Consider the following 23,399-nt stretch of genomic DNA (forward strand, 5'->3'; position numbering starts at 1 on the left):
CGTAGTATGAAAGGGTGCCAACATGCCTACAATGGGAGTGACCCTATATATGTTTTTATATAACGGGGAGAATCTTCGCAAACGCCGGAAAAAAGGGTATTTTCAGACCTCGCGTTTCAGGCTGCATGCCAGCCGGAGCGAGCTGTTGACCATGTCCACGAGATCTTCCTGCGTATAGGGATTTTTCTCGATCTGCTCCCAGTCCCGGGTCGTGTCCTCGTTGTTCTCCCCCACCCAGGCAGTGATCGAGACCTCGGGGCTGTGGAACCCGAGCCAGGAGAAGAAGTTTAAGAGGTTGCCGGCCACGTGCTGCATCCCGTCCACGTGGCCGATAATAATGAGCGCTACGACCTTGTTTTTGATCATCCGGTTGCCGAACCACGAGTACTGGTTCTCGATGCAGTTCATCCGTTCGACGAATTTCTGGACAAGGGCCGAGTGGTTGTTCCAGCGGATGGGGGTTGCAAGGAAGAGCACATCGCAGTCGAGGACTGCCGCATAGACCTTGTCCATCTCGTCGTCCTCGTACTTCATGGTGGACTGGCAGGGATACGTGCAGTACTCCGGGTTCTCCGAGTAGTTGCCCTCGCACTCGTAGATTTTGAGGTCTTTTAACCGGAGAAACGTGGTCTCGCACCCGAGATCTTTGCACCGGTCAAGGGCGCTCAGCAGCAGGCGCTCGGACTTCGAGAGCCCTGCCTGCTCCCGGCTCGACCCCGAGATCCCGACAACCCGTATTCCCTTCACGTTCTCCGGCTGCGGCGGGAGGATCGTCCCGACACCGATCTTGCGTCCGACAAGGGGGGATGGCATACGGGTATGTGGGCAGGAGGAGGTCTTATGGTTTTGGCCCGGTCTTCCGGTACGAGAACGCAGCCGAAACAAGGCAGATGATCCCGCCGGTATACATCGCGATCCCAAAGAGCGGGGCAAGAACCGCGGGGCCTGCGGAGAGGACGGCGCCGGTATACCCGAGCGCATCGAGCTGGAGGACGAGGAGGATGGCTGCCGCAGAGATCCCGAACATGACCCCGAGGTCCTGGAGGATCACAAGCACGCTTGAGGCAACCCCGGCCTTCTCTTTCGGGATGGAGACCATGATCTCGATGGTGTTGGGGCCCTGGTAGATCGACCGGCAGATGCCGGCAATGGCAAGAGCGAGGATCACGAGCCAGATGTTTACCGTGGCATAGCCGTACCCGCACAGGAAAAAGGAGAGCCCTACGCCAAAGACGCCGAACGTGGCGTAGTTCTTCGGGCAGTACTTGTCGTAGATCCAGCCGCAGACCGGGGATGCGGCCATCATGGCGATCGGCATCACAAAAGCGATGAGACCGACCTGCGTGGGTGCATAGCCCATCACCCCCTCGAAATAGAAGGGCAGGAGGATGATTAAAATGAATGTCGCGGTGAAGTACAGGACGAGGCTTGCCCCCGGGAGGACGAATGCCCGGGTGGTGACGAGCGTGAGGTCGAGAAGGGGCGCTTCTGCAGTCCGCTCGCGGTACACAAAGAGGGCGAGGGCTACCAGGCCAACGCCGGCGCTTGCCGCAAACCGGAGGGGATCAACCGGAGGGTTCGCAAACTCGTTCAGGACAACCGCCAGAGCGGCCATGACGAGAACGAGGAGAACAGCGCCGGAGTAATCGGTGCGGGTATCGCCGGCCTGCACAGACGGGACTTTCAGGTACCGGGCGGCAAGGAGCAGCAGGACGCAGCCTATCGGCACGTTGACAAAGAAGATGAACGGCCAGCCAAAGGAATCGACAAGGATCCCGCCGAGCGCCGGGCCCACGATAAGGCCGAGCGCAACGGTTGCGGTGATATAGCCCATGGCCCGGCCCCGCTCGTCGGCCGGGAAGACCTGCATGATGATCGCCATGGAGATCGACATCATCATCGCCGCCCCGAGGCCCTGGACGATCCGGGCAAGAATGAGGAGGGGAAGCGAGCCGGCAAGCCCGCAGGCGGCAGAAGCCGCCACAAAGACCACGAGGCCGAGGATGAAGAGCCGGGCGGTGCCGATCCGGCCCGCAAGCGTGCCGAAGATGAGCACCGTGGCAACGATCGTCATCATGTACGCGGTCGCGATCCACTGGGAGAGGCCGAGCGGCACGCCGAATACGGCTGTGATGGTCGGGAGCGCTATTGCTACGATATTGTTGTCGAGCACCGCCATGAAGCAGCTCACGAGAATGACGAGCAGGATGGCGAGGCGGTGCCGGTAGGCAAACTCAGCGGGGGCCGGTATGTCCGTGTCGGTCAGGGAATATCACCGTGCAGTAAACGATATTGGGCCCGGGGAGGGAAAATGCCCTGCATGGATCATTTCCCGAAATATTCTGCAACTTCTTTGAGGTGTTCCATAATGGGAAGGCCCTGCGGGCACTTCTCTTCGCATTCGCCGCAGGAAAGGCAGCAGGAGGCATAGCCGGGGACGCCGTCGATGACCCCGCTCAACACCCACGTGTAGACCCCGCCGCACTCCTCTTTTGCATCGAACATGTGCGCCTGGTTGTAGGACTCGAAGCACCGGGGAATGTCCACCCCGTTCCTGCAGGGCATGCAGTACCGGCAGCCGGTGCAGGGGATCGTTACCCGGGATTCGAAGGCGGCTTTTACCTGCCGGATCACCTCGCGATCCTTCGGGGTAAACGACCCGGGCCGTCCCCGCTCTGCATATGCAAGGTTCTCTTCGAGCTGCTGCATCGAAGACATGCCGGAGAGGACGGTGGTGACCTCGGGATGGTCCCAGACCCATGAAAGGCCCCATTCCGCGGGCGTGCGCCGGACCGGGGCTGCGGCAAGGATCTCTTTAGTTGCCGGGAGGTCGCGGGAGAGCAGGCCGCCCCGGAGGGGTTCCATCACGACAATGCCAAGACCTTTTTTCGCAGCATAGTGCAGCCCTTTTGTCCCGGCCTGGTACTGCTCGTCCATGAAGTTGTACTGGATCTGGGCAAAGGTCCAGTCGTACGCGTCCACGATCTCCTGAAAGATCGGGAGGTCGTCGTGGAACGAGAAGGCGGGGTACCGGATCCGGCCGTCCGCAACAGCCTCGTCCAGGAATTCGAGGACGCCGAGGTTTGAGAGGTTCTCCCACCAGGCTTTGTTCAGGCCGTGGACCAGGTAGAAGTCGATGTGATCGGTGGCGAGCCGGGCCAGCTGCTCGTCGAGGTACCGGTCCATGTCCTCCCGGGTCTTGATGAGCCAGCTCGGGAGCTTGGTGGCAAGCATGACCTTCTCCCGGTAGCCGCCGGCAAGCGCCTTTCCCACGAGCGGTTCGCTCTCGCCATCGTGGTAGGGGTACGCGGTGTCGATGTAGTTGACACCATGATCGATGGCGTGGTGGATCATGGCGATGGCTTTTTCCTCATCGATCTTTCCGGCAAAGCCCGAGCCTTCGGCCTGCGGCAGCCGCATGCACCCGAACCCGAGGATCGAGATGTCATGGGGCACTTTGGGGAATCTCCTGTACAGCATGGCATGTCACCAGTACCAGAGAAATGCAGTCCGCAGGTATATACCGGACAGGGGCAAAATGGTGCCTTAATTTCACCAGGGATAGCGGGGGGTGCCCGGGAGGGTCCGGAGCCGGGTGTCCCGATCTCCGGTACCCTTTTATAGAATAAACAAAGATTACGAAACATATGACCCACGGGGAGATATCCCACCCGCTCAGCATTTTGTATGTCGACGACGAAGCGGGGCTCCTTGATATCGGGAAGATGTTTTTGGAGACCATGGGGGGATTTAATGTAACCACCCAGATCTCCGCGGGTGCCGCTTTAGAATCGCTCACGACCACGCCCTACGATGCGATCATCTCCGACTACCAGATGCCGGAGATGGACGGGATTGCATTTCTCAAGCAGGTCCGGGCAGACCATCCCGACATCCCCTTCATCCTCTTTACCGGCCGGGGCCGGGAGGAGATCGTGATCGAGGCCATCGAGAACGGGGCCGACTTTTACCTCCAGAAAGGCGGGGATCCCACCGCCCAGTTCTCCGAGCTCGCCCACAAGCTCCGGCAGGCAGTCCGGAGCCGGATCGCAGAGCGTGAACTGGCCGAGAGCCGGGATTACCTCGGGCAGATCTTTTCGAACGTGAAAGCCGGCATCTTCGTGATCGACATTGAAACCCACCGGATCACCGACATCAACCCGGAAGCCTCCGTTCTCATCGGGCTCAAAAAAGAGGAGATCGTGGGAAAGATGTGCCATAACTTCATCTGCACTGCCGAAGAGGGACGATGCCCCATCACCGACCTCGGGCAATCGGTGGACGATGCAGAGCGGACCCTTCTTTCCGCGGACGGCAGGCAGGTCTCGGTCATCAAATATGTTACCCGGATCACGCTCAACGGCCGGCCCTGCCTTCTGGAGACCTTCATCGACAATACCCGGCGCAAGGAGACCGAGCAGCAGCTCCAGGCAGCGTACCGCAAACTCTCGGACAGCCAGAACGAGATCGAGGCTGCCTATGCGGAGGTGGAAGCAGGCGGGGAGCAGCTCCAGGCCCTTATCGATTCCGTCTCCGATGCGGTCTTTTTGATCAGCGACGGGAAGTTCGTGCGCTGCAACCGCCGTACCCCGGAGATCTTCGGCTGCAAGGATACGTCCGAGATCCTCGGGCATACCCCGGCGGACTTCTCCCCCCGGTACCAGCCCGACGGTTCGTTCTCGGCAGACCTGATCGCTGCCTACGATCGTACCGCACTCAGCGGGACGCCGTTCTCGTTCGAATGGGTCCACCTCCGCCGCAACGGGACGCCGTTTTCCGTAGAAGTCTCGCTCAGCCCGGTCGAGATCCGGGGCAAAATGTACATCCGGTCCATTGTGCGGGATCTCTCCGACCGCAAAAATGCCGAGCAGGCGGCAGCACTTGCCACCCGAAAGCTGGTGATGATGCAGGCGTTCACCCGCCATGAGACAACAAACACGATCACCGGCCTTACGGGTCTCATGGATATGGCTCAAAAGATGCCTGAGGGCAGCGACCGCGACCGGATCTTTTCCGAAATGAAGGAGAAAGCAGGCGAGCTGCAGCGGCAGATGGCGTTCACGAAAGAGTACCAGGAGGTGGGGGTAAAAGCGCCGCGGTGGCAGGCCGTGCGGGAGATGATCCCGGCCCAGGAAGAGCCTGCCATCCATTGTTCCCCGCAGATTTCCGGTCTTGAGATCTACGCCGACCCGCTCGTGGGAAAGATCTTCTCCTACCTTGCCGAGAACGTGGTAAAGCACGGGGTCCGGGCAACCCGGATAGATATCGGTGCGGAGGTGCAGGGCCCGCTCAGGCTCACGTTCCGGGACAATGGCGTCGGGATCGGTACCGAAATGAAATCCGCGATATTTTCCCGCAAGGCAGGGGAGACCCGGGGCATGGGGCTCTTTTTGGTGAGCGAGATCCTTATGATCACCGGAATAACTATCGCGGAGACCGGGACGCCCGGAGAAGGGGCCTGTTTCGAGATCACGGTCCCCGAAGGCGGGTTCAGGTTCGCAAACGGTGGATAGGGTTCCTGCCTCCACCAAAACCCTCATTGCCCGGAGCGCACAAGCCTCCCGTACCTCTGGTGTTTTCCATGCAGTCGGTGATCGTGCAGCCGGGCGATCCGGCACGGAACTTCTCGTTAAAGGATGCAAACGACCGGACCTTCGATCTCTACGAGCAGGAGAAAAAACGGGTCCTCCTCTCCTTCCACCCTCTCGCGTGGACGGAGTACTGCGCTCTCCAGATGCGGTCGCTCGAAGAGAACGCGGATGCTTTTTCCCGGCTTACCTGCGTGCCGGTCGGTATCAGTGTCGATTCCCGGCCCTGCAAGCTCGCGTGGGCGAATGCAATCGGTATCTCCCGCACGCCGCTCCTCTGCGATTTCTGGCCGCACGGTGCGGTGGCACAGAAGTACGGGCTCTTCCGGGACGAGAACGGGTTCTCGGAGCGGGCGAACGTGATCGTGGACGAAGAGAAAAAGATCGTGTTTGTGAAAGTGTACCCGGTCCATTCGGTGCCGGATATCCGGGAGATCCTGGACTTCCTGGAAAAGACCGCGTAAGGGAGCGGGGCGGTGGAGTCTGTCGCATACCGTACGGAACATCCCCATATCCCTTCACCGTCGTAAACCCGTTCCTCCGACGGTGAACCGGCCCCGTATTGCGGCCCCTTTGCCGAAATACGCCCAAAATGAGACGCATATAATGCGTTCTAAGGCACCTTCCTGCGGTTTGGCGGGCGGTTCTTTGGGGCCCCGCTCCTTTGGCCAGCACCATTCTTAAACGCGAAAACTCGCCCAGATCATAAGAACGGCATATCGGGCGCATCCGGGAAAAAGGGGGACGAATCGGCCCCGGATGGAATCCGGGCGTTTTACGGGTTTTTCTAAAAACGGCCCGTTTGGCAAACCGGGCATTTTACGCAGAGATCGGGGATCAGGCCCCCCGCTCTGCACGACCCCCCGGATCGGTGCCGGCAGGGGTAGTGCCGGAGTGCCGGGCGTTTTTCCCGGCAATCGCCCGGCCGGCCGGAATTTTTTTGGGACGTTTCCGGTTTTTGCCGGAACTTTTTTCGGGTTTTAAAATTTCGACCGGAATTTTTTAAAAATTTTCAACTTTCGCGCCAACTTTTTTTTCTTTTTTCAACTTTCAACCGGAAAATTTTTGGGATTTTCAAATTTCAAACCGGAAAAAATTCCCGGAAACTTACGATCAGGTTCGCTCCCGGGCCGAACGGTTTACGACGGTGATGTGAGTTAGTTAGCTAACTAACACCTTTTTTTCCAACTTTCGCGCCAGATTTTTTTAAAATTTTCAACTTTCAATCCAAAATTTTTTAGGATTTTTAACTTTCGCGCCAAAAAATTTCCGGCATTTCAACTTTCAATCCGAAAATTTTTGCGCGGAAAAAATTTCAGCGCGAGCGTGCCGGGTCCGATCGGTCGTACGGGATTTTGTCGCGGGGTACGCGCTCCGTCGGAGATGTGGGTAAAACCGGGTATTTTTCCGGGTTTTGTTGCGATCGTCCGGAATTTTTTTGGGATTTTTCAATGTTCGGACCGGAAAAAAATCCGGGAATGGGGGGGAAACCGGGAGACATGGGCATCCCACAATGATGCCGGGAGGAAATACACACCCTTTAAAAAAAAAGCAGCAGGAGTGGCCCGGGGGAGTGAGCTCATTCCCCGGGTTTTTCCTGATCCCGGATGAATTTTTTTACCAGGCCCCTGAACCGGTCCATCGTCTGCCAGTCCTCCATGAGGATACCGTGGACACGGCGCGTGTCAAGACCGGTATACTCATGCACAAGGATGTTCCTGAACCCGGCAAGCCGCGCCATCCCGGTGGCAAGTTCTTCCGGAATAATCCCGGATTTCCCCAGTACATAAAAGGTTTCGCGGTAGGAATCCGGCCTTTTGGGGGTTTTTGCCACCGCCATGCCGGTTGCAAGATCTATGGACGCCTGGATAGCAAGGAGCATCGCATGGCATACCATGTACTGCGTATCTTTCTCACGATCAAACGTTTCGAACGGGATCTGCTGGTACCGCTGCCACGCCGCAAGCGTTTCATCGAGAGTCTGTACCTGGGAAAGGAGTCTCATATCAGGCCCGGGCAAGATATTCCCGGTCAAAGAGATCGTACATGAACTTTAGATCCTGGTACTCGATGAGCACCCGGGTCTCGAAATCGATCCGTTCATTTTCATCGCGGACAACCACCGCACGACCGGTACTGATCACCTCGTACTGGAACCAGACCGGCTCGAAATTGATGACCCTGACATCGCACTCGTACTGGAATCCAAGGGCTTTTTCAAGAGTATCTGCAACCCGCGATGCGAAGGCAAGGGAATCCTCTCTCGAAACCTGTTCGCTGGCAAGCAGTCCGATATCGATATCGCGGAAATCATCGCGGGAGAGAAACGATCCGTAGAGATATGCCACCCGCAAGGAGGGATAGGATACCATCGCGTCCCGTATCAGGCTGGTAATACGTTCCCGTTCCTCCTGTCCGCTCATATTGAGAGATATAAGCAGCAGGAGATTAAAAAAGATACTTGCTCCTTTGTATCAGGTGACCGGCCGGGTAAGCTCCCCTCCTGCTGCCGGCTTATTCCGCCGGCCTAGTCGTACTCCATAAACAGCGCCGGGTTCTGCCTTCTGATCCACCAGCGGCGGATATACCATCCGGCGCCGATGAGCACCGCGACACCGGCGCCGATCAGGACAACCGCCATGACCGGGACCCCTCCGGTAGTTCCTGCAAATACCGGGACCGCTGTTGTCCGGACCGGGGCCGCAGCCATGACCCCGGTACCGTGAGTGGTAACCGCTGCCATTGCCGGTGCTGTGGTCACAAGACCGGTGGCCGTTGCGGCGAGGGTCCCCGTGACTGCGGTTGTTGCAGCGGCGGAGGCTTTCTTTGTCACCGCGAAGTACGAGAAGCCCGGGGTCGTTGCCGTGAAGTAATCCAAGCCGCCGGACGAATATGCAAACGTTGTGGGGAGATCGACCCAGTTCCCGTTGGTGTTCCGGGCAAGGACAACATCGGACGGTGCGAGATTGTTTGCCGAGAGCCAGTCCGAGCTTACCGCAAACGCGATCGCGGCGCTTTTTATTGCCGAGGGGTTCACCCCGGAAGGTTCGATACTGATGATACCGGCAACGGGCCTGCCCGAGAGCTGCGAGGTACCGACATCAGTCCTGTCCGAGACAACAAGATCGGTCGAGGGTATCCCGGTTGCGGCGGTAATCGTAACCGCCGTGATCCCGGCCGGGGCGGATGCGGACACCCCCTGGTTGACCGTGAGGGTTGCCGATTCCCCGGCAGAAAGCGAGGCCAGGCTCTTTGTGAGCGAGGAGATATGGCCAGCCGATCCGTACCGGAGCGTTGCTGAAGACGAATCCGAACTGTCGCCGCCGGAACCGGAGGAGCTGCCCCCGGACGACACGGCCGAGACTGCCGCGACCGAGAAGGTCGAGAGGCCGTTGGGGGAGTATACGGTCAGGATATAGTAGCCGGAAGCGTCCGGGCCGGTGATCGACGGAGTCAGGATTTGGGTCGTGCCGTCGTCTGCCCTTCTCATGACCACGATATTGTTGGTACCCCCGTGGGCCGTGACCCAGTCTGAACTCACCGTCATGGTAAGCGTCGCGGATGTGATGATCCCGCCGTCCCCTGCATTTGCAAGATCCGTTTTCCGGACATTGAGCGTGTAGGCAATATCGTCGATCTGCTTGCCCGCACTGGCTGCCGCCACCGTAAACGAGGTCCGGGCCGTTGGCGAGGGATCCTTGGTGATCGTCTGGGTAATCGCGGCGGTTGACTGCGGGACCTCGCTCATGTTGAGCTGGATCTGGACGGACGGGGTGCCTGCCGATCCCGCCGATGCGGTCACCCGGTCGGTTACTGCGGTGACCGAGGAGACCGTACCGTCTATGGTCGATGAGCTGGTATCCACCGGTCCGGTCATGGTGATCGCAACCGAGGACCAGCTGCTGCCGGTGGTATTGAGGGTGACCTTATCCCCGTCGGTGGTCACGTGCGCAGTGGTGGTGTCGATGGTCACGTTCTGGGTGGTCCCGTTGGTTGTCGTGCTCACACCGGTGGTGACCGATGAGAAACTGTTGGTCTGGACCGTCGGGGCGATGACCGTGATATACCCGGATTTTGTGGCCGTGGTAGTGCCCGCACTGTTAGCTGCGGTCAGGTTTACCGTGTAGTTCCCGGCTGCCGCATACGTGTGGACCGGGTTCTCCTCCACTGAGGTATTGCCGTCGCCGAACGTCCATGCCCAGCGTAGCGGCAGGTGTGTGGTGGTGTCGGTGAACTGCACGGCCAGGGGCCGGTCGCCTTCCGTTGTGTTTGCAGTAAAGGCTGCGGCCGGGGGGAGAATCCCAAACGAATATAGGAAGACCGAGCCGCTCCCGGTGCCGCAGTAGATAACGCTGCCGTCAGGGCTTACTGCAAGGGCATAGATGGACTGGTTGCCAGGCACGGTGGCAAACGGGCCGTTTGTGATCCACGTGCCGGTATCCGCCGCACAGATCCCGCAAAGGGCAGTAAGAATAAGAGCGCAGGTCAGGTATCGCGCCCATCTTCGTGAATCCGCGACACCACTCTTCATGCCGACAGCCCCATATTCATCGTTGTCCAGTGTGCACATTCGTCCGTGCTCACAAAGATCCCAACATCCGTCCCGGCAAAGACTGCGCCGGTGGAGTTTGTCACAAGCGCCCGGACGTTCTGGTTCGACAGGGCTGTACAGGAATTCCACGTTGTAGTGCCGGTCGTGCTCCGGAACACCCCGCCGCCGTACGTGCCGGCATAGACCGCGTGGTCTGAGGCCGGGCTTATCGCCAGCGCCCGGATATCCGTACGGGGAATCCTTCCCATCGGGTTCCACGTGCTGCCGCCATTGGCGCTGGTGTACACGCCGACACCGCTAATCCCGGCATAGATGTTTGAAGGAGTGGCCGGGTCGATGACGATACTCGTGGCCGGTCCACCGGCAACTACCGTGACCGGTACGGTTACACTCTGGCCGTCAACGGTCGCGGTAATGTATGCCGTCCCGGTGGATGAGGGGGTAAAGGTGGTGGATGCAATGCCGGAATCGGTGTATACGGTACTCGCTGAAAGCGTGCCGCCGGTGACGGTGAATACCACCGGTATATCGTTGGCAACCGTACCGCCGGAGGTGGGATGTTTGTCTGAACCGTATGTCAGGTTCGCGCTGATGGTGGAGGTCCCACCGGTTGTAATCGTGGATGGCGATGCCGAGATGCCGAGCACGAGCCAGGGTGAATACGGGTAGATGCTGCCGCTGAGATACGCTGAGGGATCGCTGTTTGTGCCCCACCAGTTGTCCGATGCATCGAGATAGTCGTAACGACTTAGGATCTCCGTCGGTCCGGGGTTGTAGATCCGGCAGAACCGGATAGTGCCGCCGTGGAAGACCTGGATGATCTGGCCGCTGTTACCTACCGAGCACCCGGTGAAGGTGCTGGAGGTGATGTTGACGCTTCCGGCAACGATCACGCCGCTGTTGCCTGCCAGGCACCCGGTGAAGGTGCCGGAGGTGATAGTCACGCTGCCGCTCCCGGCATAGATCGCGCCGCCTGAGCTGGAGCTGCCGCTGCTGCTTGCCGAGCATCCGGTGAAGGTGCTGGAGGTGACCGTCACGCTGCCGTTCTCGGTATAGATCGCGCCGCCTGAGCTGGAGCCGCCGCTGCTGCCTGCCGAGCACCAGGTGAAGGTGCCGGAGGTGACCGTCACGCTGCCGCCGGAGGTATAAATTGCACCACCCCTGCCATAGCCGCCGCTGCTGCTACTTGCCGAGCACCCGGTGAAGGTGCTGGAGATGACCGTCACGCTGCCGCTGCCGGTATTGATCGCGCCGCCGAAGCCTCCGGAGCCGCCGGTGCCGCTGCTTGCCGAGCACCCGGTGAATATGCTGGAGATGACCGTCACGCTGCCGCTTCCGGCATTGATCGCGCCGCCATAGCCTCCACTGCTGCTGCTGTTAACGCCGTTCTGGAACGTCAGGTTATCGATGGCGAGAGCATAGTCGCCAGAGACCGTGAAGATACTATTCCCTGATCTCGAGCCGTCGATGCGGGTATCCCACGGGCCGTGGCCGTCTGCTGCCCGGATGGTGATGGCATTGCCGACCGTGATACCGCTCTGGTAGTATACCCCCGGGTTCAGGATAACGGTACCACTGCTGCCGGCGGACATGATTGCAGCTCCGATATCATTTCCGGGATTGATCGTTACGGTGCCTGCTGCCACCGGCGCCGCAAGTGCCAGCAGCGCGATCACCAGCAGTGCAGATAACAACCCATAGCGTTTCGTAATCCTGTTCACCATCTCCGTCATTATGACAGCCCCGAGTTCATCGCGGTCCAGCTGGCGCAGTTGTCGCTGCTCATGTACACCCCATTGTCGGTACCCGCGTAGAGTAGCCCGGTGGAATTGGCCGCAAGTGAGAGCACGTTCAGGCTGGAAAGACCGCTGTTGGAACATGCACTCCAGGTCACACCGCTGTCCGTGCTCTTGTACACCCCGCCGCCATATGTGCCGGCAAAGAGTTTCGTGTGATCGGCCGGGCTTACCGCCAGCGCCCGTATATGGGTATTTGCCGGCTGCGTGGTGGCGGCCGTCCAGATGCTGCCGCCGTTCGTACTCCGGTATATTCCCCGGTTATCGATACCGGTCCAGAGTTTTGCGCTTGCGGACGGATCCATCACGATACTGGTGACCGGGCCGATAGTACCCGTGAGTACGTCTACGTAAACGCTCTGGCTGTCGACAGTCGCAACGATCGTTCCTGTCCCAAGTGCAGAGGGAGTGTATGTCGATTCAAACGTACCGGTATGCATGTACCCGCTGGCAGGAGCGAGCGAACCGCTGGTGGTGGTAAACAGTACGGGTATTCCTTCAGGAAGAGAGGTTGTCCCGGGTGTGGCCGAAAGATTGGTACCATCGGACTCTGATAGCAGGTCGGCAGTGACGAGCGAAGTACCGGTACTGGCGATCCTGGCAGGCAGTGCCGAGATCCCGAGCACCAGCCACGGGCTTGCCGTTACGCTCCCGCCAATATCCGATGAGCCCGGGCCGCTGTTGCTTCCCCACCAGTTGTCGGTGGCATCAAGCGCGCTGCCGCCATAGAGCGAGGTCCCGGTTGCGTGGTTGCCCGGCAGCCGGCAGAAGGTAACCGCCCGTGTGCCGGCAGAACTGCCGCCGGCCCAGACCGCGCCGCCGTTGCCGTTGCTGCCACCAGGACGGGTACACGTAGTAGAACCCTGATACGATCCGGAACCCCCTGCACCTCCCGTTCCTCCCGAACATCCGGTGATCGTGGATGAGGTAACCGATACCGTACCGGTTGCATACACCGCGCCCCCGCTTCCGCCATTGCCGCCAGCAGAACAAGCCCCATAAGCGCCGTTACTACCCCCGTTAGCGCCGTTTCCTGCCCGGCATCCGGTGATCGTAGAGGATTGAATCGACAGGGTGCCGGTCGAGTACACAGCACCACCGTATCCTCCCTCACCGGCGGAGCCGAAACCGCCATATCGGCTACCCCCGTTAGCGCCGTTTCCTGCCCGGCACCCGGTGATCGTGGAGGATCGAATCGACACATTCCCGGGTGAATAGATTGCACCGCCGGAGCCTCCGGAGCCTCCATTGCCCGCGCCGTTCCATGCGCTCCCACCTCCGCCCCCGTTTCCTGCCGAACACCCGGTGATCGTGGATGCTATGACCGATACATTCCCGGTTGAATAGACTGCACCACCGGAGCCACCCCGGCCGCCGGAGCTCCCGGCTTGGTCGAGGGCCGTTCCGCTGCCTCCGTTTCCTGCCGAACACCCGGCGATCGTGGACGCGATGACCGATACATCCCCGGTTGAAATGATTGCACCGCCGGAACTTCCATCGCCTCCGGGATACCCGCTGCTGCCTGCTGCCGCGCTCCCGTTCTTCAGCGTCAGGCCGTTAATCGTGAGCGGATATCCACCATTATCAACGAAGACCCGGCCGTATGTCTGTGCGTCGATGATGGTATCGGATGCGCTATGGCCGTCCGCCGCCCGTATCGTGACGCTGTTTGCTACGCTGATGTCGTACTGGTTATACGTGCCCGGCGAGAGGATAACCGTCCCGTCGCTGCCGGCATCGGCAATCGCCTGGGCGATCCCCCCGGAATAAGAGGTATCGATGGTGATCTCTGCCGCTCCTGCAGGCCCCGCCAGTACAAGCGCTATGAATCCGATCACAAGGATTGCCGGAACCAGGAAGGATCGTCCCGTACCGTTTGCAGATATTCCCGCCATATCAATTCCTCACGTTTTTGCACCGGGCCCGTCACAGGTCCTTAGTAAAAATAATCCCGTCAAACGACCGGTCACCCGTATCCGGTAAGGAATCCCGACGGGTACTATCCGTCAGCATCCTTCTCGTTAGGATCTGGGATAAGGAGGCTCTTAAAAAAATTGCGAATCACTAGTGATAATCACTTGTGAACCGTCAGGTGTGAACCCGGACAGACCGCTCACGTATTTTGCGGTATTTTTCTTTTTGGGCGCTTTGTGGGGGCAGACTTCGGGACGCTGCGGAGCACCCCGGTAATCTCGGTGCGTTCCGGTAATCCCCCGGGGATGCGGTGTTCGGATTCGGGTTGGGTGCCGGGAACAGAAACCTAATCATCACTGCCGCCATATATCAAATCACAAAATTCGTGGAATATGAATATGCCAGAGAAAAAAACCGGAACACAGGGAAAACAAGCACCGGCAGGCCGGGGAGAAGGTCTTAACCCGTCAGAGCGAAGCATCCTGCAAAAATCCACCGAGCGCCACGACAAGGCACTCCGGATACTCAGTAAACTTTAATGTTCCATCGTTTTTACATGGTCCTTAAGCCATTGTTCAACCTCGCCGGGCTCACATTTGTATGAGGCTACCGCCAGCATGAATTCCACGATGGTATCCTCATCCGCTGCAATATAATATCCCTCCGACCCGAGAACATTTTCTGCAACAACAAGTGCAGTTCTTTTATTCCCGTCAATAAACGGATGTTGTGACCCGATGGCATGCAGAACGGTTGCGGCTCTTCTGAAAACATCTTTGATCTTGTTGACACGGAAGATCATGAAATGGAGAGTAGATTCGGACAGGACACCATTGGTACCATCGAACTTCACGATGATCTCATCATGAATCTCGACAATCTTCTCGACGGTGAGACCCGGCATGGTATTTTTATCTGTGTTCCGGATATATGCAAAGTTTCCGTTTTTTTATTTTCAATGGGTGGGGCCGATTCACCCTCGCAAGAGCCGGGCAGACCGCTTCCTTATTTTGCTGCATTTTTCTTTGTGGGCCGTGCAGGAGCCGCCTCCGGGACATCATGGAGCACCCCGGTAATCCCCGTGCAGGTACCTGCCCGGTCCCGCATTGCCGTGCAGGAGAGTTCGATCCACGACTCACGCCCCTTCGTGTCCTTCAACCGGAACCGGATCCCTGTTGCCGCACCCTTCCTGCGGGTCGTGGCAAGGCCGGCGAGAGCGGCGGTACGGTCGTCCGGAACAACAAGATCCGTAAATGTCCGGCCCGCAAGCGTGTCCGGATCATACCCGTACTCCCTTACCCGGGGGCTGATGTAGGCGATCCGCCCTTCTGCATCAAGGGCAACGATGACCGCCGGGAGATGCTCCACGATCTCCCGGTACATCTCCCCCTCCTCCCGCAGCGCCATCTCCCGTTTCTTATTCTCCGTGATATCCTGGCTTACCGCCATCATGCCCCGCGAGCCGTCCGGGAACTGGACCGGCATGTGCAGGATCTCGAAAAACTTGTGCCTGCCCCGGAAGTTCTCTTCCACAATGACGGTACTCACTTCACCGGCAAGGGCTCGTTCCATTGCTTCCCTGCACTCGTCAACGTTGACCACCACACCTTTGAGCGTATCCAGAAGGGAGCGGCCGATAAAATCCTCTTCGGCCATCCCGACCGTTTTCGGGATCCACTTGTTGAGCTGGACCACATGGAGGCTGCTGTCCGTAATGCAGTAGTGTTTCGAAGTATACTCCATGTACGTGGTGACCGGGATCTGCTTTGAGAGGAAGTACACCTTGGCGTTTCCCACCATCTGGATATCGGCAAGTCCCTCGGTAGCCATCACCTCAAGGTACCGGCCGGCAGACATCCGGTTGATCCCGGTCTTCTCTGCTACCTGGAGGACATTGAGGCCCCGGGGATTTTTCATAAGGGCCTCGCGGATGAGGCGGGTTTTTTCCGGGTTGGTTTTCATGGTACTCGTCTGCGCTACAGATCCCGGCATCCCTCCCGCAGTATGCGGAGGTTGTGGTCCCGGGTCCGTTTTTAGTAATCCGGGTATTGTTTTCCCGGCGAATCAGATAAACGTGTGACGTTTCTTTTTTTACATCCGGATGCTGGGTCGCCCCCCAAAAAAAACCCGGGACACCCGGCTTACCCCGCACCCGGCCGGCAACTGCCTCTGGTGCCGGCTGGTTTCATATACCATCGCCTCCCCGTATACCAATAGGAGAACGGGAGAACCAGAAGGGAGCGTACCTATGGATGACGATCTTGAGAAGATGGCAGCGCAGTGTAAGACGTTCACAAAAGAGATGATGGACAACCCGTACCGCGGGATCGCCACGTTTTACGGCCTGCCCTGTACGGAATCCCTCGAAAACCTCGACATCGCACTCATCGGAGTGCCCTTCGACCTCGGAGTCACCAACCGGAGCGGGGCCCGGATGGGGCCGCGGGAACTGCGCAACCAGTCCCGCGAAGTGGGCGCCTATAACCACTGTACCCGCTCGACCCCCTGTGCGGACCACCGGATCGCAGATGTCGGGGATGTCCCGTTCCGCTCGGTGTACCGCATCGAGGAGGCACTGGACGATATCGCGGCCTTCTACCATGCAGTCGCCGGCGCCGGGGTCACCCCCGTTACCGCGGGCGGCGACCACGCGATCACCTTCCCCATACTCCGCGGGCTTGCCCCGCAGGAGAAGGTCTGTCTGGTCCACTTCGATTCCCACTGCGATACTGCACCGCCGATCCACGGGTGCGGGTGCGGGCATGGCTCGCCGATGAAAAACGCCGTGGAAGCCGGACTCGTCGATCCCGCACACTCCCTCCAGATCGGGATCCGGGGATCGAGCGAACCCCTCTGGGAGTTCTCCTATGCAAGCGGTATGCGGGTCATCCACATTGAGGAGTTCTACGAACTCGGCTGGAAAAACGTTGTGCAGGAGATCCAAAAGACCGTGGGCGGGCGCCCGGTCTATCTCTCTTTTGATATTGACTGCCTCGACCCGGCCTTTGCCCCGGGCACCGGCACGCCGGTTGCCGGCGGCATGTCCACCTTTGAGGCGCTCCAGACCGTGCGGGGCATGCGGGGCCTCGATGTGATCGGCGGCGACCTTGTGGAAGTCTCCCCGCCCTACGACCATGCGGGGATCACTGCCCTTGCCGGGGCAACCATCCTCTTTGAGATCCTCTGTCTTGCCGCAGAAGCCCGCAAAAAGAGGAACGCCTGATCTTTTTTTTAACCACCAGGGCCTGTCTGCCCCGCTGCCGGCAGATGGACATGTATAAACATGAACAGGGTGAACTTTCACCAAGACTACTAGCTCCGTCCAGTATGGACACTCCGGTGACCCCCATGCAGATCGCGTCCTGCAAGAAAACCTACCGCTACGAAACCCAGCGTGCCGTCCCGCTCACTGAAACCCTCGCCCGCATCGAGCCCAAGGTGCCCGCCGCCGGCATCACCCGGGTAGCCGATATCACCAGCCTCGACCGGATCGGGATCCCGGTCTTCTCCTGCATCCGGCCCACCGCAGAGGACGGGGCGATCACGGTGTACAACGGCAAAGGCGCGACCGTGGAAGAGTCCAAGATCTCCGGGATCATGGAGGGGATCGAGCGTTACTCCTCCGAGGTTCACGACCGGAAGGTCCGGCTCGACACCTACGAGATGATCGCGCAGGAGGGTAAGGCGGTCAATCCAAAGGATCTCATCCTCCCGGCCGACACGGACACCGACCATGTCTTCCCGTGGGTCGAGGGCTGGGACATTGCAAACAACGAGCCGGTCTTTGTCCCGGCACAGGCAGTCTTCCATCCCCTTCCCCGGAATTTCCGGCAGATCTTCCGCACGTCCACAAACGGCCTTGCCTCGGGGAACACAAAAGAGGAGGCGATCTTCCACGCCCTCTGCGAGGTGATCGAGCGGGACGCATGGTCGCTGGTGGAGGCTACCAGGGATACCGGCCCGGCGGTGGCAGACATCGACGACCCGATGCTTGCGGCCATGCAGAAGAAGTTCGCCGATGCGCAGGTGGACGTGATCGTGCGGGATATCACAAGCGACGTGGGCATCCCCACGATGGCGGCAGTGGCCGACGATGTGCTCTTAAAAGACCCGGCGCTCCTTACCATCGGGATCGGCACCCACACGAGCGCGAGGATCGCGGTGATGCGGGCGCTCACCGAGGTTGCCCAGAGCCGGCTCACCCAGATCCACGGGGCCCGCGAGGACACGGCAACGGTAGACCTCAAGATGAAGATGGGCTACGACCGGATGAAACGGATCAACGGCTACTGGTTTAAGGACAACGGGACCGTGGACTATCCCGCGCTCGCATCGTACGATACCGACGATTTTGCGACCGATATCAAAAACGCCATCGATGCCCTGAAAAAACAGGGCCTCTCCCGCGTGATCGTGGTGGACCTGACCCGGGAGGAGATCGGAATACCGGTGGTCCGGGTGATTGTCCCGGGCCTCGAAGTGTACGCCATGGACCCCGAGCGGAGAGGGGAGCGCCTGAAACATGCCAAAAACCATCGTCTTTCTCGGGCCAAGCCTTGACCGGGCAGCGGCGGAAAAGATTCTCGCAGCAGAGTACCGGCCGCCGGCAAAACGGGGCGATCTTACTCATGCGATTGAGGACGGGGCGGGGATCATCGTCCTCATCGACGGGGTCTTCCACCAGGAGGCGGCCGTTGCCCACCGCGAGGTTCTTGCAGCGGTAAAGAAAGGGATCACGGTGGTCGGGGCGTCGAGCATGGGGGCGCTCCGGGCCGCCGAACTCCATACGCTCGGGATGACCGGCATCGGGAAGATCTTCGGGCTGTACCGGGACGGGAAACTTGTCTCCGACGACGAGGTGGCGCTGGTCTTTGACCCGGCCTCAGGTTATGCCCTTTCAGAGCCCCTGATCAACATCCGCTGTACCTTAAAAAAGGCGGAAGCGGCCGGCATCCTCACCGCAGCCGACAACGCGGCCCTGCTTGCCGCGGCACAATCCGTCTTCTACCCCCAGCGGACGTACAAAAAGATCGCTGCTGCCGCCGGGGACACGGTTGATGCTGCGACACGGGAGCGGTTCCTTGCGTTTGCTGCTGCAAACCCTGCCGACCAGAAAAAAGAGGATGCCATAGCAGCGCTGGAGTACGTCAGGGATCTCATACGCAAAACCGGGTAAGAAACGGTTATCGGAAATTTCCCGGGCTGCGGGGTTCCCCCGGTTTCCGTGGATTTGCGAACCCGGCCCCTGTTTATCGACGGGGATTTTCTGCGGGATAAAAAAAGGGACTTATTTTAACTTGATCCACACGTACGCGAACCGCTGGAACGCGGTCACGTGCCCGAAGACCCCGAAGATGAGGAGGAGCCAGCCCAGCAGGTTCAGCCCGAAGATCGTTGCGGGGAAGAGGATAAAGGCAATTCCCACGACCATGATGAGCACGAGACGGTCTGCCCGGCCCAGCACCCCGGCATAGACCCGGCCCACGCCCACGGCCTGCGCCTGTGTCCCGAGATACGAGGACATCAGGACGCCGGTGAGCGCGAGCACCCCGATCGGCCAGGGCACGAGGCCGCTTGCAAAGATACCGGTGATGATGAAGATATCCGCGTACCGGTCGACCGCATGGTCGAGGAAGTCGCCCCGCAGGCTCTGGCTCTTCATCTCCCGGGCAACGGCTCCGTCCATGGCATCGCAGAAGGCGTTGACCGCCACCGCAAGGATGGCCCATACCGTCATCTGGAAAAAGAAGAGGATGCCGGCAGCAAGAGATGCAAGAAGGGCGGCGATCGTCAGGACATTGGGGGTGATCTTCCAGCGGATGGCGCAGCGCACGAGCGGGTCGAAATAGACTTTGACATGCGGGCGGTACTGGTCGAGCGTCATGGGGTCACCTCCACGAATGCGGACCAGTCAATATTCCCAAACGAGGCCGGGGTCTTTCCCTCGTAAAACTGCCCGATCGCATCGGCGCAGGCCGCAGGGGTCATGCCCGTAGTGTCCAGTTCGAAGATTTCCCCGGGCTCGTACTCATCCACGGTCTCGATCAGGCAGACGTCGAGCGCCTCGGCATCGCGGTTCTCCCCGATCTTCTCCGGCGCATATCCCCGGGCGGCAAGCCGTTTCTCAAGCTCGTCGGGACGAAGCCGGAGCACCACGATCCGGTCGCAGGGGAGCAGGTGGGCAAAGTGCCCCTCGATAAACCCGTCGAAGGGCACGAGCTCGTCTGCCATCCGGTCGGTATCGATCACCTGCGTATCCCGGTCCGGGTCTTTCCCGAGCGCATAGGGCTGTACGATATCGGAGATGTGGACAACCTTGTGCCCGCGGCGGGCAAGCTCATCGGCCACCGTCGATTTCCCGGTCCCCGGCGTGCCGGTGATCCCGCACATCATAGGGCGTTAAGCTCCCGGATAAACAATTCGTTCTCCCAGTCTTCTCCGACACTCACACGGATATAATGATCAGCAAGGCCCGTAAAACTTCTGCACGAGCGCACGAGCACGCCTTTTGTGGCGAGTTTCTCCACGATATCGTCGCTCTTGTGCGGCGCCACGTCCACCATCACAAAGTTTGCATCCGAGGGGAGCACCGGGTATTTCAGTTCCGTGGCAAACCGCTTCCGCCATGCCGTGACCTGCGCGGTATACCGGGCCACATGCTCCCGGTCGGAAAGGGCCGCTGCCGCTGCTGCTGCCGATACCGCGTTCACCGTAAACGGCGTTCCTGCCCGGGCATAGTACGGCTGGAGCCAGGCCGGCACGAACGCGTACCCGATCCGTAGGCCGGCAAGCGAGTACACCTTCGAGAACGTCCGCCCGATGACCAGGTTCTCGTACTTCTTTGTGAGGGGCAGGTAGTCGATCCCCGAGAACTCCACGTACGCGTTATCAAGGAAAAGGATCCCGTTGATCCCCTCAAGCACCTTTTTCACGTCATCGACACAGGTAGCGTTCCCGGTCGGGTTGTTCGGGGTGCAGAGCACCACGATCTTTGCGTCTTTGCCGGCCTGTATAAGCGCATCCGTATCGACCGAGAAATCCGCCCGGCGCGGGACGGGGACGACCTTTGCCCCCTGCGCCTGTGCGGCAAGCCCGTAGAAGGAGAAGGTGGGGGTCGAGATGACAACGGTGTCACCCGGATCCACGAGCGTCCGCATCAGGGTCTCGATCACCCCGTCCATGCCAACGCCGGCCACAAAGGTATAGTCCCCGTAGTGCGCTTTGAGCGCAGCTACGAGCACGTCCACCCGTTCGTCGGGGTAGCGGTTCGCGGAGAGGACCGCTTCCTGCGCTGCCTTCACCGCTGCCGGCGACGGTCCCTCGGGGTTCTCGTTGCTGGCAAGGCGTGCGATACGATGGTCGCCCGCACCGTGTGTACGGCCTCCCGCCTTCTTTGCGAAAACATATCCGCCCTGCTTATAGCATGACCTTACCAAGCGCTCCATCGATCACCTTCACCGCCCGGTCGATCTCGGCGTCCGAGATGACAAGGGGCGGGACAAGCCGGAGGTTCCCGTCTGCGGCGCAGTTCACGATCACGCCGTTTTTAAGGCACTCTGCCTGGACTTCGGGGCACTTCTCCCCGACCGTGATCCCGATCATCAGCCCGCGGACCCGGGGATGGTATTTTGCAAGCCCGGTTTTGAACCGCTCGCCCTTGCGGGCAACATCCGGGAGGATCTCTTCGATGACGCCCAGTGTTGCAAGCCCTGCCGCACAGGCAAGGGGCCCGCCGGCAAACGTGCTCCCGTGCTCGCCCTTTTTGAACTCTAAACCGTCGCGGGCAACAATGGCCCCCATGGGAAAGCCGCTCGCAATGCCCTTAGCAAGGGTCACGATATCGGCCTCTGCTTTCGTGTGCTGGATGGCAAGCCATTTCCCGGTCCGGCCCATGCCGGTCTGGACTTCGTCCGCAATCAGGAGCGCCCCGGCCTTATCGCAGATCTCGCGGAGCCCTTCGAGGAATCCCTCGGGAGGAATGATGACTCCTGCCTCGCCCTGGATGGGCTCTACGATGACCGCTGCGGTATCGTTGTCAACGGCCTTCTTTACCGCATCGAGGTTCCCGTATTCCACGAAGGTCCGGGGAATGCCGAGAGGCTCGAAGGGTTCGCGGGCGGCAGGCTTGTGGGTCACCGCGAGCGACCCGATCGTCCGGCCGTGGAACCCGTGGGTGAATGCTACGAACTTCTTTTTCCCGGTTCTGACCCGGGCAAGCTTTAATGCACCGTCGCTTGCCTCGGCTCCCGAGTTTGCGAAGAACGCTTTTTTTGCGCCCGTTACTTCCACGAGCTTCTTTGCCATCTCGCCCTGGTGGGGGACATAGTAGAGGTTGGAGCAGTGGATGAGCTCGTGCGCCTGCTCGCAGATCGCTTTTACCACCGCCGGGTGGCAGTGGCCGGTGCTGCAGACCGCGATCCCTGCCACGAGATCGAGATATTCCTTTCCCTCGCCGTCCCAGACGGTCGAACCCTTTCCGCGGACGATTGCCATGCTCCGCGAGAATGCAGGCATGTAATACGCATCGTCAAGCGCCTTGTACTGCGCTGTTATACCGGTATTTTTCATGGATATCACGTGATTTTTACTCAGTTTTTCTGGTTGTTTTTTTTTTAGATCGTTTATTCGTACTCGATGGTTGCCGGCGGTTTCGGGGTGACATCGTATACCACCCGGGCAACGCTCGGGATCTCTGCGGTAATTCTCGACCCGATTCTCACGAGATCCGCAAACGGGATCTCGAGCGGGTCGGCGGTCATCCCGTCTCTCGAATTTACGGCACGGACGGCAACGATCCAGCCGTGGATCCGGTTGTCCCCCTTGACCCCGGTGCCAAGCCCGATGAGCGCTGCAAAGCACTGCCAGGGCCGGTACTTCTCCACGAGCTCCGACTCGGCGATCCAGTTCGCCTCCCTGACTACCGCAACCTTCTCCTTGGTGACCTCGCCGAGGATACGGACGGCAAGGCCCGGGCCGGGGAAGGGCATCCGGTGCTGGATCTCCGGCGGCAGCCCAAGCGCCCCGGCAACATCCCGCACTTCATCCTTGTACAGGTCCCTGATTGGCTCGATCACTTTCGTAAACGTGGTCTGGCTGGGCATGCCCCCGACATTGTGGTGGCTTTTGATGCCCCCTTCGCTCTCGATCCGGTCCGGGTAGATGGTGCCCTGCAAAAGACAGGTGGCGCCGGACTTCTTTGCCTCGCGCTCGAAGACACGGACAAAGCGCTCCCCGATGGCCTTGCGCTTCTTTTCGGGATCGGTGATCCCGGCAAGCGCTGCAATAAACTCGTCGCCGGCATCGACCACCTGGAGCCGGATGTTCCCAAAGACCGTCTTTATCCGTTCGGTCTCGCCTTTGCGCATCAGGCCGGTGTCGATATAGATCGGGATGAGGTTGTCCCCGATGGCACGGGCGGCAAGCGCGGCACAGACCGAGCTGTCAACGCCTCCCGAGAGGGCCATCACGACCTTCTCGGTTCCCGCCTCCTTTTTTATCTCCTCAATCGCCTGGGTGATGAACTTCTCTGTTTTTACCATGGTTCCTGCC

The 23,399-nt window shown here is 59.7% G+C and carries 20 protein-coding genes; 5 read left to right on the forward strand and 15 right to left on the reverse strand.

What is annotated here, in order from left to right:
• Positions 1-102: 102 nt before the first annotated feature.
• The 3 genes from BP758_RS06460 to BP758_RS06470 are packed head-to-tail and all read right to left on the reverse strand — an operon-like array spanning position 103 to position 3,480.
• A complete protein-coding gene (locus tag BP758_RS06460) occupies positions 103-813 on the reverse strand; it encodes a flavodoxin family protein (RefSeq protein ID WP_292369854.1) in 711 nt (236 codons plus the stop codon).
• Positions 814-838: 25 nt separating this feature from the next.
• Positions 839-2,266 (reverse strand): MFS transporter, encoded by a 1,428-nt coding sequence (locus BP758_RS06465; RefSeq protein WP_292369979.1) that lies wholly within the window; start codon positions 2,264-2,266, stop codon positions 839-841.
• Positions 2,267-2,325: 59 nt separating this feature from the next.
• On the reverse strand, positions 2,326-3,480 hold the full coding sequence (locus BP758_RS06470; RefSeq protein WP_292369856.1) for an aldo/keto reductase: 1,155 nt from the start codon (positions 3,478-3,480) through the stop codon (positions 2,326-2,328).
• Between the two features lie 167 nt (positions 3,481-3,647).
• Here BP758_RS06470 and BP758_RS06475 point away from each other — a divergent pair, with 167 nt between their 5' ends.
• Together BP758_RS06475 and BP758_RS06480 are read left to right on the forward strand one after the other, a co-directional pair.
• The gene (locus BP758_RS06475; protein WP_292369858.1) at positions 3,648-5,513 is read left to right on the forward strand and encodes a PAS domain S-box protein; all 1,866 of its coding nucleotides are present in this window, start codon (positions 3,648-3,650) and stop codon (positions 5,511-5,513) included.
• 68 nt (positions 5,514-5,581) lie between these two features.
• On the forward strand, positions 5,582-6,052 hold the full coding sequence (locus BP758_RS06480; protein WP_292369860.1) for a redoxin domain-containing protein: 471 nt from the start codon (positions 5,582-5,584) through the stop codon (positions 6,050-6,052).
• 1,115 nt (positions 6,053-7,167) lie between these two features.
• On the opposite strand, the gene hepT is transcribed toward BP758_RS06480, so the two are convergent.
• From hepT to BP758_RS06515, 7 genes are all read right to left on the reverse strand, one after another.
• Positions 7,168-7,593 carry a type VII toxin-antitoxin system HepT family RNase toxin gene (gene hepT / locus BP758_RS06485; protein WP_292369862.1) on the reverse strand — a complete coding sequence of 142 codons (426 nt, stop codon included), beginning with the start codon at positions 7,591-7,593 and terminating at the stop codon, positions 7,168-7,170.
• A 1-nt stretch (position 7,594) separates the two neighbouring features.
• Positions 7,595-8,011 carry a nucleotidyltransferase domain-containing protein gene (locus BP758_RS06490; protein ID WP_292369864.1) on the reverse strand — a complete coding sequence of 139 codons (417 nt, stop codon included), beginning with the start codon at positions 8,009-8,011 and terminating at the stop codon, positions 7,595-7,597.
• A gap of 104 nt (positions 8,012-8,115) precedes the next feature.
• Positions 8,116-10,158, reverse strand: a complete 2,043-nt coding sequence (locus BP758_RS06495; protein WP_292369866.1) for a PGF-pre-PGF domain-containing protein — start codon at positions 10,156-10,158, stop codon at positions 8,116-8,118.
• On the reverse strand, positions 10,116-11,864 hold the full coding sequence (locus BP758_RS06500; protein WP_292369868.1) for an Ig-like domain-containing protein: 1,749 nt from the start codon (positions 11,862-11,864) through the stop codon (positions 10,116-10,118). The genes BP758_RS06495 and BP758_RS06500 overlap by 43 nt, the downstream gene beginning before the upstream one ends.
• An 8-nt stretch (positions 11,865-11,872) precedes the next feature.
• Positions 11,873-13,831, reverse strand: coding sequence for a hypothetical protein (locus tag BP758_RS06505; protein ID WP_292369870.1), 1,959 nt, complete (start codon positions 13,829-13,831; stop codon positions 11,873-11,875).
• 554 nt (positions 13,832-14,385) lie between these two features.
• Positions 14,386-14,754, reverse strand: a complete 369-nt coding sequence (locus tag BP758_RS06510; protein ID WP_292369872.1) for a type II toxin-antitoxin system death-on-curing family toxin — start codon at positions 14,752-14,754, stop codon at positions 14,386-14,388.
• A 101-nt stretch (positions 14,755-14,855) separates the two neighbouring features.
• Positions 14,856-15,842 (reverse strand): PAS domain S-box protein, encoded by a 987-nt coding sequence (locus tag BP758_RS06515; RefSeq protein WP_292369874.1) that lies wholly within the window; start codon positions 15,840-15,842, stop codon positions 14,856-14,858.
• 256 nt (positions 15,843-16,098) lie between these two features.
• Between BP758_RS06515 and speB the strand changes: the two genes are divergently transcribed.
• The 3 genes from speB to BP758_RS06530 all read left to right on the forward strand — a co-directional run bounded on the left by speB (position 16,099) and on the right by BP758_RS06530 (position 19,026).
• Entirely contained in the window at positions 16,099-17,073 is a 975-nt protein-coding gene (speB, locus tag BP758_RS06520; protein ID WP_292369876.1) for an agmatinase, read from the forward strand.
• Positions 17,074-17,198: 125 nt separating this feature from the next.
• A complete protein-coding gene (locus tag BP758_RS06525) occupies positions 17,199-18,410 on the forward strand; it encodes a YcaO-related McrA-glycine thioamidation protein (protein ID WP_292369980.1) in 1,212 nt (403 codons plus the stop codon).
• A complete protein-coding gene (locus BP758_RS06530; protein ID WP_292369877.1) occupies positions 18,373-19,026 on the forward strand; it encodes a TfuA-related McrA-glycine thioamidation protein in 654 nt (217 codons plus the stop codon). Before BP758_RS06525 ends, BP758_RS06530 begins: the two co-directional genes overlap by 38 nt.
• Before the next feature lie 111 nt (positions 19,027-19,137).
• Here the strand turns inward: BP758_RS06530 and BP758_RS06535 are convergent, their stop codons facing one another.
• Genes BP758_RS06535 through guaA form a run of 5 tightly spaced genes read right to left on the reverse strand, consistent with a single transcriptional unit; the run spans position 19,138 to position 23,389 of the window.
• A complete protein-coding gene (locus tag BP758_RS06535) occupies positions 19,138-19,734 on the reverse strand; it encodes a CDP-alcohol phosphatidyltransferase family protein (RefSeq protein WP_292369879.1) in 597 nt (198 codons plus the stop codon).
• Positions 19,731-20,243, reverse strand: coding sequence for an adenylate kinase family protein (locus BP758_RS06540; protein ID WP_292369880.1), 513 nt, complete (start codon positions 20,241-20,243; stop codon positions 19,731-19,733). Before BP758_RS06540 ends, BP758_RS06535 begins: the two co-directional genes overlap by 4 nt.
• Positions 20,240-21,295: a histidinol-phosphate transaminase gene (gene hisC, locus BP758_RS06545; protein ID WP_292369882.1), complete on the reverse strand. Its 1,056-nt coding sequence runs from the start codon at positions 21,293-21,295 to the stop codon at positions 20,240-20,242. The genes BP758_RS06540 and hisC overlap by 4 nt, the downstream gene beginning before the upstream one ends.
• Entirely contained in the window at positions 21,267-22,418 is a 1,152-nt protein-coding gene (locus tag BP758_RS06550; RefSeq protein WP_292369884.1) for an aspartate aminotransferase family protein, read from the reverse strand. Before BP758_RS06550 ends, hisC begins: the two co-directional genes overlap by 29 nt.
• A 53-nt stretch (positions 22,419-22,471) precedes the next feature.
• Complete coding sequence (guaA, locus tag BP758_RS06555) at positions 22,472-23,389, reverse strand: glutamine-hydrolyzing GMP synthase (protein WP_292369887.1); 918 nt, start codon at positions 23,387-23,389, stop codon at positions 22,472-22,474.
• Positions 23,390-23,399: the final 10 nt, after the last annotated feature.

The sequence above is a fragment of the Methanoregula sp. UBA64 genome (assembly GCF_002502735.1).
GTDB lineage: Archaea > Halobacteriota > Methanomicrobia > Methanomicrobiales > Methanospirillaceae > Methanoregula.